Raw genomic sequence first — 15,554 nt, forward strand, 5'->3', positions numbered from 1 at the left:
AATGTTTAAACTAATTGTGTTTTTAAGATTGAAATTCGCAAAAAAGATAAGTTTTTAAATAAAGACTAAAAAAAGATTGTAGAATTATAAAAATTGATTAAATTTGCACCTCGAAAAAATCGAAAATACATTAAAGAATTTAGTGATGAGAAAAGGTATACATCCAGAAAATTATAGAGTAGTAGCATTCAAAGACATGTCTAACGATGATGTTTTTTTAACTAAATCTACAGCAGACACAAATGAAACGATTGAGGTTGATGGTGTTGAGTACCCATTAGTAAAACTAGAAATCTCTAGAACATCACACCCATACTACACTGGTAAGTCTAAGTTAGTAGATACTGCAGGACGTATCGATAAGTTTAAAAACAAATACGCTAAGTTTAAGAAATAAACTTAGTTTACATATATTTTTAAAAAGCCTTTCCTTAACAGAAAGGCTTTTTTATTTTTACATAAATTCAATAACTGATGAATTATATTCTTTTTGACGGCCCTAATAGAAACAATCTTTTACCTTTTACGTATACGAGACCCGTTGCGGATATTAGAGTAGGTATCTTAACTATTAGAGAAAAATGGGAATCTTACCTAGATTACACAACCACTACGGTTACAGAATATTACCTTTCTGAGAAGTTTCCTATGGTAGAGATGGAGGTCAATGTTATGATTAACGCATCTTATCTTCCTAACTACGAGATTATTGCCTTAATACAAGAGTTAAAAGTTAATCAAGCTGTTTTTAAAGGTGAAGATGTTATTGCTTTCTGTGTTGAAGAAGGTGCTGAGCACGACGGCTTTGATAATTTTGAAGCTGTAGAATTTGAAAACGATATTATAAAAATTGAACACACCTGGGAAATATTCTCCAAAAATGGAGAAGCTATTACTGATGATTTTGAATTGATTACCAAAAACCGAAAATCAGAACCTATTCCGACTAGTGTTAATGCTATAAACCCAGAACATATCTTTATTGAAAAGGGAGCTAAAGTCAATTTTTCTTCATTGAATGCAAGTTCAGGACCTATTTATATTGGTAGAGATGCAGAAATTATGGAAGGTAGTTTGGTAAGAGGTCCTTTTGCACTTTGTAATAATTCTACCCTTAAATTGGGAGCAAAAATTTATGGTCCTACTACAGTAGGGCCTCACAGTAAAGTAGGAGGAGAGGTAAATAACTCTGTAATTTTTGGTTATTCTAACAAGGGCCATGATGGATTTTTAGGAAATTCAGTACTCGGAGAATGGTGCAATTTAGGCGCAGATTCTAATAATTCTAACCTTAAAAACAACTACGCCGAAGTTCGCCTTTGGGACTACAATAGCGAAGGTTTTGCAAAAACTGGGCTTCAGTTTTGCGGATTAATGATGGGCGACCATAGTAAATGTGGAATTAATACCATGTTTAACACAGGTACGGTTGTAGGTGTAAGTTCAAATATTTTTGGAAGTGGTTTTCCAAGAAACTTTGTGCCAAGTTTCTCTTGGGGCGGAAGCAAGGGATTTGTTACGTACAAAACAAGTAAAGCCTTTGAAGTTGCAGAAGTAGTTATGAAACGACGTAGTGTAAATTTTTCAGAAGCGGATAAGCAAATTTTAGAGCACGTTTTTGAGTTGACAAAAAAATATAGAAGAGAATAGAACATGTTAGGAATATTAATTTTAATTTTTATTGGCAGGCACTTTTACAAATTGGCTGAGAAGTATAATAAGAATGCCTGGCTTTTTGCTATCCTTGGAATTGTAGCCTATTACGTTGGAACACTATTAGCTGGAGTAATTCTAGGTGTTTTAATGGAAATATTCTCTTGGAATATAGATTTTGAAAACAATTACGGTCTTGGCATAATAGCGCTTCCCTTTGGAATAGGAATGTCTTTTCTTTTTTATAGCATCTTAAAACCTAATTGGAAAGAACAATATGAAAGAAATTTAGATAATGAATTGTATAGATCTAAAGCTTTAACTCCTTCATCTGAAGAAGAATAATTAAATTGGGGATAAAAAATTATTGTGAAGATGTTGATATACTTTCTATTACATAGAATTAAGAGCAAGACTTTTAATGTTTTTGTATTTTCTCTATTCTTAAGTGTCTCAGCATTATTTTCTCAAAATATCAAGATTAAGAATATAAAGCTTAATAACAAGCTTAATCATTTTGCTGCTAATATGAATAAAGGTAAAGTGTATTTTAGTCAGAATAAACTTAATTCTAAAGGTAAACCTGTAAAGACAAGACTAAATACATATTTATATACTTTAGTCAGCGGATACGTAGATAGTCAAGGAGAGATAAGTAACTTAAGACCTGCTAGCGACTCTAAATTAGGTTTCGCCAATGTATCTGTAGCAACATTTACTAATGACGGTAAATTCATGTATTTTACAACAAATTCTGATATTATTGGCGAAAATAAAAGTAAAGACTTTAGAACATTTAACCTACAAATTCATCGTGCAGAATATATCGAGGGTAAAGGTTGGTCTAACCCAACGGAATTGTCGTTTTGTGATAAAGATTATAGTTATGCACACCCAACGCTTAGTAAAGATGGAAAAACGCTCTATTTTGTGTCTAATATGAAGGGCACCAAAGGCAGAACAGACATCTTTAAGGTTTCAATTTTTGAGCATAAATCTTACGGTGAACCAGAACGTTTAGGTGATAACATCAATTCTCCGAGGACCGAGTTATTTCCTTTTATATCTTCAGATAATAAAATTTATTTTTCCTCGAATAGAAGAGGTGGTCTTGGCGGTTACGATATTTACAGTTTTGATTTAAATAACGAAGATGAAAAGCAGCAGCCAAAGCTTTTGCCAGAACCAATTAATAGTATTGGTGAGGATTTTTCTTTTTATCTAATGGACGATGGAAAACGTGGTTTTTTCACCTCTAGACGTGTGGATGGAAAAGGCGATGACGATATCTATTATTTTAAAGGTTTTCAAGCTTCGAAACCTGTTTTAAATTTAGCAGATTAACAGGGTTAATACCTAATCCTTTTACGTTTTTTCTTGTAAATCTTACAACTTCATCATAAAATAAAGGCACAATTGGAGCTGACTCCATAACCAAACTATCCATTTTGGTATATAATTCTGAACGTTTGCCTGTGTCAGTTTCTAAATAAGCCTGTTCATATAAATTATCAAAAACCTCGCTGCTAAAGTGTGTGTAGTTTGGTCCGTTAGGCGCAAAATTCTTGCTGTAATAGAGCGATAAATAGTTTTCTGCATCAGGATAATCTGCAATCCAACTGGCTCTAAAAAAATCAAGTTGACCATTAGCTTTCAAGTCTTTTAAGCTTGAAGCAGGAATGACATCTATATTAATTTCAAGTCCAATTTTCTGAAGTTCTCGTTGGATGTACTCGCAGAAATTTAAATAATTACTTGTAGTTGTTAAAGTGACAGACGGATTGGAAATACCACTTTCGCTCTTGAATTTTTCAAGCAAATTTCTTGCCTTTTCAGGATTGTATGCAAAACCAATAGATTTGTTATATCCTGGCAGCCCTTTTGGTATAAATCCTCCATTAGCAGGAATGCCAATACCATTACGCAAATAGGTAATCATCTTTTTGCGGTCAAATCCAAGGTTTATGACTTGTCTTATGAGTTGAGATTGTACTTCGTCGACATCAGTTTCCATAAAAAAGCCTAGATATTCTGTATTTAAGTAAGGACCTCTAATCATTTTCACTTCTTCTACATAATTATCTTTAAGTGTGCCTTTAGAGGTTAAGATTTCGTCTTTGTAAGAAGCATCTAGGCCTGAAACAAAGTCAATGTTACCTTGAGCGAATTGTAGAAACTCACTCTGCTTGTCTGGTAAAAAGGTAATAGCCACAGCTTCCAGATAAGGTAAAGAGACTCCATTTTCATCTTTTTCAAAATAATTAGAATTTCGTCTCAAGACCAACTTTACATTTTCTTCCCAACGTTTAAATAGAAATGGTCCTGTACCAATGGGATTTGCTCTAAAATCAGTTCCATAGTGTTCTACTATCTCTTTTGGCACTACAGAGCAGTATTTCATGGTAAGTAGGCCTAGAAATGCAGGAAAGGGTTGTTTTAATTTTATAACAAATGTTGAATCGTTTTTTGCAAAAAAATCATCAACCTTACTAAAGACCCAAGCACCAGGAGAAGCTATCTTTTTATCTCTTATGCGGTTGAAGCTATATTCAAAATCACTTGCGTTAACGGTACGTGTGGAATCTTTACCAAAGAGATGATGTTTATGATAATAGACATCTTTTCTAAGCGAAAATGTGTAAGTTGTTGCGCTATCCGTTATGGTCCAACTTTTTGCAATGGCAGGTGTAACGTTGAGGTTATCATCCATTTGCACTAGCCCGTTGAAAATTTGATTTGTTCCCCAAATATCAGCTAAATCCTTTGAGAAAGCAGGGTCTAACGAGCTAATATTTCGATGTTCATTGTATCTAAAAACGAGATGGTCTTTGTCTGAAGTATTGGTTTCTGAACAAGAAAAAGCAAAAACCAAAGCAAAAAAAACAACTATATGGTTAAGATTGAATTGATTATAAGCCGATAATTGTTTTAGCATTTTAGGTATAAGTTGTAAATTTGCCGCCTTGATAAAATCTTTTAAGTAAACTCATATTTGAGTAAGCTTAGAAGAAAGTTAAATCTCGATTATCGAGTAAAAGTACAAGAATGAACGCTAGAAAAAAAGTCGCATTTTACACTTTAGGTTGTAAGCTTAATTTTTCTGAAACCTCTACAATTGCAAGAAACTTTAATGACGAGGGTTTTGACCGCGTAGATTTTAAAGAAAAAGCAGATATCTATGTGATTAACACTTGCTCTGTTACAGAAAATGCGGATAAGCGTTTTAAAACTATAGTAAAGCAAGCTCAAAATGTTAATCCAGAAGCCTTTGTTGCCGCGGTAGGTTGTTATGCGCAGCTAAAGCCAGAAGAATTGGCGGCAGTAGATGGTGTTGACTTGGTACTTGGTGCTACAGAAAAATTCAAGATTACAGATTATATTAACGATTTATCCAAGAATGATTTTGGTGAGGTACACTCTTGTGAGATAGAAGAAGCCGATTTCTATGTCGGTAGTTATTCAATAGGAGATAGAACCCGTGCATTCTTAAAGGTGCAAGATGGTTGCGATTACAAATGTACCTATTGTACTATTCCATTGGCTAGAGGAATTTCTCGTAGTGATACGATGCAGAATGTATTAAAAAATGCTAAAGAGATTTCAGAAAAAGGAATTAAAGAAATTGTTTTAACGGGCGTTAATATTGGTGATTATGGTAAAGGTGAGTTTGGAAACAAGAAACACGAGCATACATTTCTAGATTTAGTTTCAGAACTTGATAAAGTTGAAGGCATAGAGCGATTAAGAATATCTTCTATAGAACCCAATCTTTTGAAGAATGAAACTATTGAATTAGTTTCAAACTCAAGAGCATTTGTCCCTCATTTTCACGTGCCATTGCAAAGTGGTAGCAATACACTTCTCAAGAAAATGAAACGTCGTTACATGCGCGAATTGTATACCGACCGCGTATCTAAAATAAAAGAAGTGATGCCACATGCGTGCATTGGTGTAGACGTTATTGTTGGGTTTCCTGGTGAGACAGATGAGCTGTTTTTAGAAACTTACAACTACTTGAGTGAATTAGACATATCGTATCTACATGTTTTTACTTATTCTGAAAGAGATAATACTGAAGCAGCTAGCTTTGAGAGCGTCGTTCCAAAAAATGTAAGAGCAAAACGAAGCAAGATGTTGCGAGGTCTATCTGCTAAGAAACGTCGTGCCTTCTACGAAAGTCAAATTGGTTCTGAGCGCACTGTTTTATTTGAAGGTGAAAACAAAGAAGGTTACATTCACGGATTTACAGAAAACTATGTAAAAGTTAAAGCACCTTGGAATCCAGAATTGGTAAACACGCTTAGTAAGGTAAAACTTACTAAAATTGATGAGGATGGTCTGGTGCGTTTAGAATTTATTAGCTAGGTTTACTGAGGATTAATTAATTGCTTAACAATATATGAGAAATACATTTTCTGTATGCTTACTTCTATTATTTACATATGCTGTAATTTCTTGTCAAGAAAATAATGAATATCTCGGTGATTGGGAATTGCAAAGCTGGTCTTTTGATATAGAAATGGATTTGAATAATGACAATACATCTAGTTTCAATTTATTAGAAGAAACATCATGTGTTAATCAAGAAGTACTCACCTTAAAATCTAATAATACTCTAGGTTCAAAGAAAACCTTTAGTTCCAATTTAAGAGTTTCTAAAGAAGGAGCTGTCTATAAAGTTTCGGAAAAATGTAACAAAGGAAGTCTTGGTTTTTCTAGTGCGTTCAAGAAAATTAATGATACTCTTGTACTCGAAGAAGGTGGAGAATATATTCTGAATAGAAATAAATTAACAAGAACATTTAAAGGCTTTATAAAAGTATATAATCAAGATTTTTCTGAAGTATTAGAAACAAAAGATTTGGTTTTAACTTATATAAGAAAATATAATCTAAAAAAGTAAATAATTAAAAAAGCCGAAGTGAATACTTCGGCTTTTTCTATGAAATATTTTAATGCTTAAATACGGATGCCAACTGGTAGCATACGCTTATATTTTCTGTTAGCTCTTACAAATTTTGCAATTTCAGGACTAGTAGGAACAACACAAATGTTACGCTCTTTAATGTTGCTAAATACCAAGTCAATAAACTCTAGTTCAAACTCTCTAGACCTAATCGTCTCAGGGATAATAAGTTTTGTTAAGAATATCTTACGCTCTTGTAGAGAATATTCAATAACAGCCATTTCATTTTCAACCTTTAATTCAAATTGACGTAAAAATTCATTGTCAATTAATTCGGCAGTCTCTGTCATAATCTTTTTGTATTTAAATTAGCGGTTGGCTAGAGTAGATACTATTTTTTCAATAGATTTGTGCAAATGTACAAAAAATCTAGTAAACTTAAGGGTTTTAGGTGTTAAAACACTGATATTTAAGTCATTTTGATTTGTTTGAATACACATTTTACGGCTTTTTAGAGATTAAACCAGATGAAGGATAAAATTATACACATTTACATGATGCCAGGTATGGCTGCTAATCCTTCTATTTTTGAGCATATAAAATTGCCAGAAAATCAGTTTGAGATTCATTGGTTAGAGTGGAAAATACCTACCAAGAATGAAAGTTTAGAAGCCTATGCTAAGCGTATGATTGCAGATATTAAGCATGAAGATATTGTACTTCTTGGTGTTTCTTTTGGAGGTATTTTAGTTCAGGAAATGAGTAAATACATGTCTTTAAAGAAGTTATTTGTGGTCTCAAGTGTAAAATCGCATCACGAATTACCTAAACGTTTAAAGCTTCTAAAATATACCAAAGCCTATAAAATATTGCCTACGCAACTTGTTGGTAATATAGATATGCTTGCTAAATATGCCTTTGGCGAAACTATAAAAAAGCGAGTTGAGCTTTACAAGAAGTATCTGTCTGTAAACGATAAGACTTATTTAGACTGGGCAATAAAGCAGGTGGTATGTTGGGACCAAGAAACACCAAATAAAGATGCTATATATATTCATGGAGATAAGGATATTGTATTCCCACATTCTTGTGAGGGTAATTGCATTATTATCAAAGGTGGTACACATATTATGATTATAAATAAGTACAAATGGTTTAACGAAAATTTACCAAAACTTATTCTTCAAAGCTCTTGACATCCAAAGGTTTATTTAATACATTTAGAACAAAAGAAATTCTTATGAAAGCCGTTAAAAATATTTTCCTAGTAGTCTGTTTAGTTTTAGTTTCAAGTATTCTCATTTTTGCCATGCAAAAAGGGCCTCAAGACAATATGATTGATACTCCAACAAAAGAGGTCAAAAATGGATATAATGTCTACGCTCTAGAAATGCCATCGGATTTAAATTTTGCTGGTGAAGCAGTGCCTATAGAAAATCCAGATATATATGAGCGTATGGATCGTGAGCTTTTGGTCAATACCTACTGGCAATCTAACGGATTGCTCATGTTTAAACGTGCACAAAAATATTTTCCTATAATAGAGCCTATTTTAAAAGAAAATGGTATTCCAGAAGATTTTAAATACTTGTCAGTCATAGAAAGTGGTTTAACTAATGCAGTATCTCCTGCTGGAGCACGTGGATTTTGGCAAATTATGAAAGCAACAGGTAGAGAAAATGGTTTAGAAATTAATAGTAATGTAGATGAGCGTTATCATCTTGAAAAAGCTACAAAAGTGGCTTGTAAATACTTAAAAGAGGCTAAAGATAGATTTGGAAGTTGGACACTTGCAGCGGCATCGTACAATGCAGGTAAGGCAGGAATCGCTAATCGATTGAAAGAACAAAATGTTGATGATTACTATGATTTGCTTCTAGGTGAAGAAACAGGTAGATATATGTTTAGAATTGTAGCGTTAAAGGAGATATTAAATAATCCAGTTAAATACGGTTTTAATTTTAGTGATAATGATTTATATAAATACGTTCCAACTACAAAGGTAAAAGTAGATACAGCAGTTACTGATTTTACAAAGTTTGCTGAAAAGTTTGGGATTAACTACAAAATCCTAAAAATCCATAATCCTTGGTTGCGTGAACCACATTTAAATAATAAGTCTAGAAAATTATACGAAATTGAGATTCCTAAAGAGGGTATTTATAAGCCTTAATTTCTTCTTTTGGACTTTATAAAAAATCATATCTGGGCGATACTTACTATTCTAAATTACATTATAGCAGTATCTGCAGTAATTACTATTCTTTTTAAAAGAATAAACCCCACAAAGACTTTAAGCTATATAATAGCCCTTTTGCTAATTCCCTTTCTTGGGCTTTTAGTGTATTATCTTTTTGGTCAAGATTATAGAAAATCAAAAATTTTTAATCGAAAAAAGGTTTTAAATCAATCTACTGTCAAATCAATACAGGAAACAGCAGATATTGATGCCCATGTTGTAGATGATATTGAAGACCGATTAAAAGAGAAATCAAAGTTAATTCCTCTTATCTACAATAGCGAAAATTCCAAGTTAACTGTCAATAATAAGGTTACCGTCATTAAAGACGGAGACATGAAGTTTGACTTACTTTTTAAAGACATCGAAAAAGCTAAGCATCATATTCATTTAGAATATTTTATAGTTAAAGATGATGATTTTGGTTTAAAGTTTCTTAATGTGCTTTCTAAAAAAGCAAAAGATGGAGTACAAGTGAAACTGATAATGGATGATGTAGGAAGTGATGTTTCAAATAATACAATAGCTAAGCTAAAAGAAAGTGGTGTTGAGGTTTATAAATTTATGCCAGTGCTTTTTTCTAAATCTACTGGAAAAATGAATTATAGAGACCATAGAAAAATTGTGGTCATTGATGGAGAGATTGGTTATGTAGGTGGGATTAATATTTCTAATAATTATCTCAATGCAAACAAAACATCTTACTTTAGAGATACACATTGCAGAATTGAAGGAGAAGCCGTTAATCAGCTTCAAATTCTGTTTTTTACAACTTGGGATTTTGTAACAGAAAAAGATTTAAAGGTTTCTAGCGACTATTTTCCCAAGATAGACGATAAGGGCGATACACCTGTGCAAATTTCTGCTAGCGGACCAGATACAGATTGGTCCAATATCATGGAAGCAATTTTTACAGCCATAACAAATGCTTCAGATTACATTTATATCACTACACCATATTTTATTCCGAATGACGAAATAGTTACAGCGCTCCAGGTAGCCGCTAGAAGTAATGTTAAAGTAAAGCTTTTGGTGCCAAAGAAATCGGATTCATGGGTAGCAGAATATGCCACAAACTCTTATTTAGAAAGACTTCTTGAGGCGAAAATTGAAGTCTACAGGTATACAAAAGGTTTTATACACGCTAAAACAATGGTTGTTGACGGTATGTTTTCCACCATAGGTACTACAAATATGGATTATAGAAGTTTCAATATTAATTTTGAAGTCAACGCACTCTTCTATGATGAAAAAACTTCAAAGCGTTTAGAAGATTTATTTATTGAAGATCTAGAGTCTGCTGAAAAGATGGAGCTAGACTTATGGAAAAACAGGAACAAGCGCACAAAGGCTATTGAAGCTATTGCAAATCTAATGGCGCCTTTGTTATAAGCTGCTAAGTTATCGTCTACTTCGTCTATTTTGTCTAGAAGAGGTGGGTTGTCCGTATTGTTGACGAGGAATTGCAGCTTTTTTCATTTGCTGTTTCATCATCTTTATTTGTTCTGCAAGCATATCTCGCTTATCTAATTTTTGAGCTTCGGCTAAAAGTTTTTGCGCTTCTTGCTTTCTTCGTTTACTAAATGCAATACCAGCTAAATTCAATTTTGCCATAGCCAAATCATGGTCCATAGATAATCCTAAACTTATTGCTTTTTTAAAATACTTTTCGGCTTCATTCATGTTTGTCTGAGAAACCATAACACCATTTAAATAATTTAGATAGCCTTGTTGTTTTTTTACCAAAGCAGCTTTTGGATTTTTAATTTTATCGAGCCATTTTTTAGCACCTTCAAAATCTTGCTTTCTTAATCTTAAGAAGGCTAATAAAATCATTTCATTTTTAAAATATAGAAAAACAAAGATTAGAGAAAGTAAGATATACATGATACCATTACCTATGTAACCTTCTGTAAATTGATATATAGCATAGCCTATGATTAAGGCGGCAATGACTAGTTTTATATTTTTATTGAACATATTTATACATTATTTTGCGGGTGGCAAAGGTAATAAAAACAATTAGAAATTATTTTAATCTAAGGCTTGGTAAAGTAAAAACTTGTTGTATATTTGCACGCAGTTTTGGAAAGATAGCCAAATCAAGTTTTACAATCAAGATTTTAAATATATAAGACATGCCGAAAAGAACGTTTCAACCGTCAAAAAGAAAGAGAAGGAACAAACATGGTTTCAGAGAAAGAATGGCTTCTGCTAATGGTAGAAAAGTCTTAGCACGTCGTCGCGCTAAAGGAAGAAAAAGATTATCTGTATCTTCAGAATTAAGACATAAAAAATAATGATTAACAATTGTTAATATTTTAAAGGTGTTACTTAGGTGTAACACCTTTTTTTGTACCCAATCGATATTTATTTTTGTAAACGAACATAACACAACATCATGCCAAAAAATAAAAACATTAAATCTATTTTACTTATCGGTTCAGGTCCGATTATCATTGGTCAAGCCTGCGAATTTGATTACTCTGGTTCTCAAGCCCTTCGTTCACTTAGAGAAGACGGAATTGAGACAATTCTAATCAACTCTAACCCAGCAACAATTATGACAGATCCGTCAATGGCAGATCACGTTTATTTGTTGCCTTTGACCACCAAATCTATCATCAAAATATTAAAAGAACATCCTCAGATTGATACCGTATTACCAACTATGGGAGGCCAAACGGCATTAAATTTATGTATAGAGGCAGATGAAAAAGGTATTTGGGAAGATTTTGGAGTAGATATTATTGGTGTAGATATAGACGCTATTAATATTACTGAAGACCGAGAGAAGTTTAGAGAGCTAATGACAGAAATAGGTGTAGGTATGGCACCACAAGCTACTGCTACTTCATTTTTAAAAGGTAAAGAGATAGCTCAAGAGTTTGGTTTTCCACTTTGTATTAGAGCATCTTTTACACTTGGTGGAGCAGGAGCTTCTATAGTGTACAACGAAGAGGATTTTGATGAAGCCTTAACACGTGGTTTAGAAATATCGCCTATTCATGAGGTGATGATAGATAAAGCTATGATGGGATGGAAAGAGTATGAGTTGGAGCTACTTAGAGACAAGAATGATAATGTTGTTATTATTTGTACCATCGAGAATATGGACCCAATGGGCATCCATACAGGAGATTCTATCACAGTTGCTCCAGCTATGACATTATCCGATAAAACGCAACAGAAAATGCGCGATATGGCCATACACATGATGCGCAGTATCGGAGATTTTGCAGGTGGATGTAACGTGCAGTTTGCTGTAAGCCCAGACGACCAAGAAGAAATAATAGCTATAGAAATTAATCCTCGTGTATCACGTTCGTCAGCATTAGCAAGTAAAGCAACTGGATATCCAATTGCTAAGATTGCTGCAAAGTTGGCATTGGGTTACACACTAGATGAGTTAGATAATCAAATAACAAAATCGACATCGGCTTTATTTGAGCCAACACTAGACTATGTTATTGTAAAAATTCCACGTTGGAATTTCGATAAATTTGAAGGTTCAGATAGAACTTTAGGATTGCAAATGAAGGCTGTTGGTGAAGTCATGGGTATTGGACGCTCGTTCCAAGAGGCGCTCCACAAAGCCACACAATCTCTAGAAATAAAAAGAAATGGTCTTGGAGCTGATGGTAAAGGTTATAAAGATTATGATACCGTAATCGAAAAGCTAACTCATGCGAGTTGGGACCGCGTATTTGTAATTTACGATGCGATTGCAATGGGAATACCATTAAGCCGTATATACGAGATTACAAAAATAGACATGTGGTATCTTAAGCAGTATGAAGAATTATTTCAACTTGAAAAAGAGATATCTACATTCAAAATTGAAAATATTGATAGAGAGCTACTTCTTGAAGCTAAGCAAAAGGGTTATGGTGACCGACAAATAGCACATATGCTAGGTTGTCTTGAAAGTCAAGTATACAATAAAAGAAAAGAACTTAAAATCAATAGAGTTTATAAGCTTGTTGATACATGTGCTGCGGAGTTTAAAGCGCAAACACCATATTATTATTCCACGTTTGAGTCTGAAATGCAAACGGCTGACGGTGAAGTTACAGTAGCTAATGAAAGTGTTGTAACAGACAAGAAAAAAATTATTGTTTTAGGTTCTGGTCCTAACCGAATTGGACAAGGTATAGAATTTGATTATTGCTGTGTTCACGGCGTTTTAGCGGCTTCAGAATGTGGTTACGAAACCATAATGATTAATTGTAATCCTGAAACAGTTTCTACGGATTTTGATATCGCAGATAAGCTTTACTTTGAGCCCGTATTTTGGGAACATATCTACGATATTATCCAGCATGAGAAACCAGAAGGTGTTATTGTACAATTAGGTGGACAAACCGCTCTAAAGCTTGCTGAAAAGTTAGAGCGTTATGGCGTAAAAATCATGGGAACCACATACAAAGCACTTGATGTTGCAGAAGATCGTGGTAGTTTCTCAACGTTATTAAAAGATAACAACATCCCATATCCGGAGTTTGATACGGCTGAAACAGCCGATGAAGCTCTAGCTGTGGCAGATAAACTGAACTTTCCAATACTTGTAAGACCTTCGTACGTTCTTGGTGGACAAGGGATGAAGATTGTAATTAATAAGCAAGAACTAGAAGAGCATGTAGTAGATTTATTAAACAAAATTCCAAATAATAAATTACTACTTGACCATTACTTAGATGGTGCCATTGAGGCAGAAGCAGATGCCATATGTGATGGTGAAAATGTCTACATCATTGGTATCATGGAGCATATAGAGCCTTGTGGAATACATTCTGGTGATAGTAATGCAACATTGCCAGCTTTCAATCTTGGAGAGTTTGTAATGCAGCAAATTAAAGATCATACGCACAAAATAGCCTTAGCACTTAATACTGTAGGCTTAATAAATATTCAGTTTGCCATTAAAGACGATATGGTATATATAATAGAAGCAAATCCTAGAGCGTCACGTACAGTACCTTTTATTGCTAAAGCTTACAAAGAGCCTTATGTGAATTATGCCACTAAAGTAATGTTAGGCGAGAAGAAAGTCACTGATTTTAATTTTAACCCACAACTTGATGGTTTTGCAATTAAGCAACCAGTATTCTCATTTAATAAATTCCCTAATGTGAATAAAAAATTGGGGCCAGAAATGAAAAGTACTGGTGAAAGTATCTTATTTATTGATAGTCTTAAGGATGATGAGTTTTATGACTTATATTCTAGACGTAAGATGTATTTGAGTAAATAAGTTAAAATCCCGACAAAAAGTGTAATTAACCGACAAAATACTTGTTTATTGTTTTTTTTTCATAACTTGTAAGTTAATTGACTGATTTTGAACAAGAAAGTTTGTTTGTTTATTTTATTTCTTAGTTGTGTAACACTATTAACTGCGCAGCAAAATATTTTTGATGCTTGCAGACAAGGCGATTTGGATACTGTTATTAAGATTTATACTATTGATGAAAATAGTATCAATATTCAAGAAGAAACTGGATACACACCTTTAGTTTTAGCATGCTATTACGGACATGAGAATATTGTTGAGTTTTTGGTAGATAAAGTAAAAAGCCTGAACGATAAAACATCTTATGGATCCCCTTTAATGGCAGCAACAGTAAAAGGTTACGACAATATTGTTGATATCTTATTAGCGAACAAGGTTGACCCAAATATTACTGATGAGCAAGGCGTCACTGCTGCCCACTATGCTGTATTATTCAAAAATTACGATATTGTTGAAAAACTGGTGAACGCTAATGCAGATTTTACAATAAAAAATAATGTTGACAAATCCGCTTTGGATTACGCACTAAGCCACAACGACGAAAAATTAAACAAACTACTTAACCTCCAAAAATCTTAATGTTATGAAAAAAATTACTTTATTATGCTTCTCAATTGTAACTAGTTTTGGATTTTCTCAAGTTATAACATCTGGTGTTATTGATTTAACAACTTCTGGTCCTAATGTAACTAGGAGTGTTAAATTTGATATTAATACATCTACAGACATAGTCACTATGACACTTGTATTTCCAGATAATACTTGGTTAGGTATTGGTATGAGTCAGGGAACTGAGAATGATATTGCTAGATTTCAAAATATGGGGGATTTAGATGACGATGCTGTTATTGGTAGAAATACAGGTATTGAAGATCGGAATATGCCTTCTGGCACAGGCCAACCAGCATTAGATGATTCTGGCGACATAGATGACGAATGGATTGTAACTTCTAATACTCAAAGTGGAGGTGTAAGAACACTTATTGCGACAAGAGCTAGGGATACATTTACCAGTAACGATTCGGAGGATACAGTATTTCCGAATACAACACCCTTTGATATGCCATTTATTTTTGCTTATGGAGGAAGTTCATTTGGCTATCATGGCTCTGGGAATTATGGTGGTACCATGGCTAGTTTTTCTGTTTTAAGTAACGATGATTTCCAACTAAATCCTGTGCGTTTTACAATTTCTCCAAATCCAAGTAATAGAGATTTAAATGTGGGTATAAACTATAACTCGAGTAGAGCATATAACCTTGAGGTTTATGACGTGTTAGGAAAACAAATTTATAGAGGACAGTTAACAAAAGATAATAATTCTATTGATGCTTCCAATTGGAGAAGAGGTGTTTATTTGATAAAGCTTTCTAGTGATGAGGCAACACAAACGAAGCGATTTATCAAACAATAAGCAGTCAAGAATTTTATACAAAACCAACTATTATAGTTGGTTTTTTTTC

General features: G+C 33.4%; 16 protein-coding genes. 13 read left to right on the forward strand and 3 right to left on the reverse strand.

Annotated features, from left to right (window positions below):
- The first annotated feature begins 145 nt into the window (after positions 1–145).
- The 4 genes from BUB95_RS09870 to BUB95_RS09885 all read left to right on the forward strand — a co-directional run bounded on the left by BUB95_RS09870 (position 146) and on the right by BUB95_RS09885 (position 2,997).
- Positions 146–397 carry a type B 50S ribosomal protein L31 gene (locus BUB95_RS09870; protein ID WP_073087382.1) on the forward strand — a complete coding sequence of 84 codons (252 nt, stop codon included), beginning with the start codon at positions 146–148 and terminating at the stop codon, positions 395–397.
- Positions 398–474: 77 nt separating this feature from the next.
- Entirely contained in the window at positions 475–1,650 is a 1,176-nt protein-coding gene (locus BUB95_RS09875) for a GlmU family protein (RefSeq protein WP_073086000.1), read from the forward strand.
- Between the two features lie 3 nt (positions 1,651–1,653).
- Positions 1,654–1,998 (forward strand): hypothetical protein, encoded by a 345-nt coding sequence (locus tag BUB95_RS09880; RefSeq protein WP_073086002.1) that lies wholly within the window; start codon positions 1,654–1,656, stop codon positions 1,996–1,998.
- A 183-nt stretch (positions 1,999–2,181) separates the two neighbouring features.
- The gene (locus BUB95_RS09885; protein WP_073086004.1) at positions 2,182–2,997 is read left to right on the forward strand and encodes a TolB family protein; all 816 of its coding nucleotides are present in this window, start codon (positions 2,182–2,184) and stop codon (positions 2,995–2,997) included.
- On the opposite strand, the gene BUB95_RS09890 is transcribed toward BUB95_RS09885, so the two are convergent.
- The gene (locus tag BUB95_RS09890) at positions 2,951–4,588 is read right to left on the reverse strand and encodes an ABC transporter substrate-binding protein (RefSeq protein WP_073086006.1); all 1,638 of its coding nucleotides are present in this window, start codon (positions 4,586–4,588) and stop codon (positions 2,951–2,953) included. The genes BUB95_RS09885 and BUB95_RS09890 overlap by 47 nt on opposite strands.
- A 110-nt stretch (positions 4,589–4,698) precedes the next feature.
- Here BUB95_RS09890 and mtaB point away from each other — a divergent pair, with 110 nt between their 5' ends.
- Together mtaB and BUB95_RS09900 are read left to right on the forward strand one after the other, a co-directional pair.
- Positions 4,699–6,018, forward strand: a complete 1,320-nt coding sequence (mtaB, locus tag BUB95_RS09895) for a tRNA (N(6)-L-threonylcarbamoyladenosine(37)-C(2))-methylthiotransferase MtaB (protein ID WP_073086008.1) — start codon at positions 4,699–4,701, stop codon at positions 6,016–6,018.
- A gap of 34 nt (positions 6,019–6,052) precedes the next feature.
- Entirely contained in the window at positions 6,053–6,556 is a 504-nt protein-coding gene (locus BUB95_RS09900; protein WP_073086010.1) for a hypothetical protein, read from the forward strand.
- Between the two features lie 56 nt (positions 6,557–6,612).
- On the opposite strand, the gene BUB95_RS09905 is transcribed toward BUB95_RS09900, so the two are convergent.
- Positions 6,613–6,909 (reverse strand): N-acetyltransferase, encoded by a 297-nt coding sequence (locus tag BUB95_RS09905; protein ID WP_073086012.1) that lies wholly within the window; start codon positions 6,907–6,909, stop codon positions 6,613–6,615.
- A gap of 177 nt (positions 6,910–7,086) precedes the next feature.
- Here BUB95_RS09905 and BUB95_RS09910 point away from each other — a divergent pair, with 177 nt between their 5' ends.
- The 3 genes from BUB95_RS09910 to cls are packed head-to-tail and all read left to right on the forward strand — an operon-like array spanning position 7,087 to position 10,190.
- Complete coding sequence (locus BUB95_RS09910) at positions 7,087–7,755, forward strand: alpha/beta hydrolase (protein WP_073086014.1); 669 nt, start codon at positions 7,087–7,089, stop codon at positions 7,753–7,755.
- A gap of 44 nt (positions 7,756–7,799) precedes the next feature.
- Positions 7,800–8,732: a lytic transglycosylase domain-containing protein gene (locus BUB95_RS09915; protein ID WP_073087384.1), complete on the forward strand. Its 933-nt coding sequence runs from the start codon at positions 7,800–7,802 to the stop codon at positions 8,730–8,732.
- 9 nt (positions 8,733–8,741) lie between these two features.
- A complete protein-coding gene (gene cls, locus BUB95_RS09920; protein ID WP_073086016.1) occupies positions 8,742–10,190 on the forward strand; it encodes a cardiolipin synthase in 1,449 nt (482 codons plus the stop codon).
- A gap of 9 nt (positions 10,191–10,199) precedes the next feature.
- Here cls and BUB95_RS09925 read toward each other — a convergent pair whose 3' ends face one another.
- Positions 10,200–10,778, reverse strand: coding sequence for a tetratricopeptide repeat protein (locus tag BUB95_RS09925; protein WP_073086018.1), 579 nt, complete (start codon positions 10,776–10,778; stop codon positions 10,200–10,202).
- 158 nt (positions 10,779–10,936) lie between these two features.
- Here BUB95_RS09925 and rpmH point away from each other — a divergent pair, with 158 nt between their 5' ends.
- From rpmH to BUB95_RS09945, 4 genes are all read left to right on the forward strand, one after another.
- A complete protein-coding gene (rpmH, locus tag BUB95_RS09930; protein WP_073086019.1) occupies positions 10,937–11,098 on the forward strand; it encodes a 50S ribosomal protein L34 in 162 nt (53 codons plus the stop codon).
- Positions 11,099–11,199: 101 nt separating this feature from the next.
- Positions 11,200–14,052 carry a carbamoyl-phosphate synthase large subunit gene (gene carB / locus BUB95_RS09935; RefSeq protein ID WP_073086021.1) on the forward strand — a complete coding sequence of 951 codons (2,853 nt, stop codon included), beginning with the start codon at positions 11,200–11,202 and terminating at the stop codon, positions 14,050–14,052.
- Between the two features lie 87 nt (positions 14,053–14,139).
- Complete coding sequence (locus BUB95_RS09940) at positions 14,140–14,670, forward strand: ankyrin repeat domain-containing protein (RefSeq protein WP_159432647.1); 531 nt, start codon at positions 14,140–14,142, stop codon at positions 14,668–14,670.
- A 4-nt stretch (positions 14,671–14,674) separates the two neighbouring features.
- Positions 14,675–15,505: a T9SS type A sorting domain-containing protein gene (locus tag BUB95_RS09945; protein WP_073086025.1), complete on the forward strand. Its 831-nt coding sequence runs from the start codon at positions 14,675–14,677 to the stop codon at positions 15,503–15,505.
- Positions 15,506–15,554 lie beyond the last annotated feature (49 nt).

Source organism: Winogradskyella jejuensis (genome assembly GCF_900129745.1).
In the GTDB taxonomy this organism is placed as follows: Bacteria; Bacteroidota; Bacteroidia; order Flavobacteriales; family Flavobacteriaceae; genus Winogradskyella; species Winogradskyella jejuensis.

Coding starts and splice junctions, on each gene's coding strand:
- BUB95_RS09915 (WP_073087384.1), top strand. CDS start 7,800: ATGAAAGCCGTTAAAAATATTTTCCTAGTAGTCTGTTTAGTTTTAGTT.
- rpmH (WP_073086019.1), top strand. CDS start 10,937: ATGCCGAAAAGAACGTTTCAACCGTCAAAAAGAAAGAGAAGGAACAAA.
- BUB95_RS09870 (WP_073087382.1), top strand. CDS start 146: ATGAGAAAAGGTATACATCCAGAAAATTATAGAGTAGTAGCATTCAAA.
- BUB95_RS09945 (WP_073086025.1), top strand. CDS start 14,675: ATGAAAAAAATTACTTTATTATGCTTCTCAATTGTAACTAGTTTTGGA.
- mtaB (WP_073086008.1), top strand. CDS start 4,699: ATGAACGCTAGAAAAAAAGTCGCATTTTACACTTTAGGTTGTAAGCTT.
- BUB95_RS09875 (WP_073086000.1), top strand. CDS start 475: ATGAATTATATTCTTTTTGACGGCCCTAATAGAAACAATCTTTTACCT.
- BUB95_RS09890 (WP_073086006.1), bottom strand. CDS start 4,588: ATGCTAAAACAATTATCGGCTTATAATCAATTCAATCTTAACCATATA.
- carB (WP_073086021.1), top strand. CDS start 11,200: ATGCCAAAAAATAAAAACATTAAATCTATTTTACTTATCGGTTCAGGT.
- BUB95_RS09910 (WP_073086014.1), top strand. CDS start 7,087: ATGAAGGATAAAATTATACACATTTACATGATGCCAGGTATGGCTGCT.
- BUB95_RS09880 (WP_073086002.1), top strand. CDS start 1,654: ATGTTAGGAATATTAATTTTAATTTTTATTGGCAGGCACTTTTACAAA.
- BUB95_RS09905 (WP_073086012.1), bottom strand. CDS start 6,909: ATGACAGAGACTGCCGAATTAATTGACAATGAATTTTTACGTCAATTT.
- BUB95_RS09885 (WP_073086004.1), top strand. CDS start 2,182: ATGAATAAAGGTAAAGTGTATTTTAGTCAGAATAAACTTAATTCTAAA.
- BUB95_RS09925 (WP_073086018.1), bottom strand. CDS start 10,778: ATGTTCAATAAAAATATAAAACTAGTCATTGCCGCCTTAATCATAGGC.
- BUB95_RS09900 (WP_073086010.1), top strand. CDS start 6,053: ATGAGAAATACATTTTCTGTATGCTTACTTCTATTATTTACATATGCT.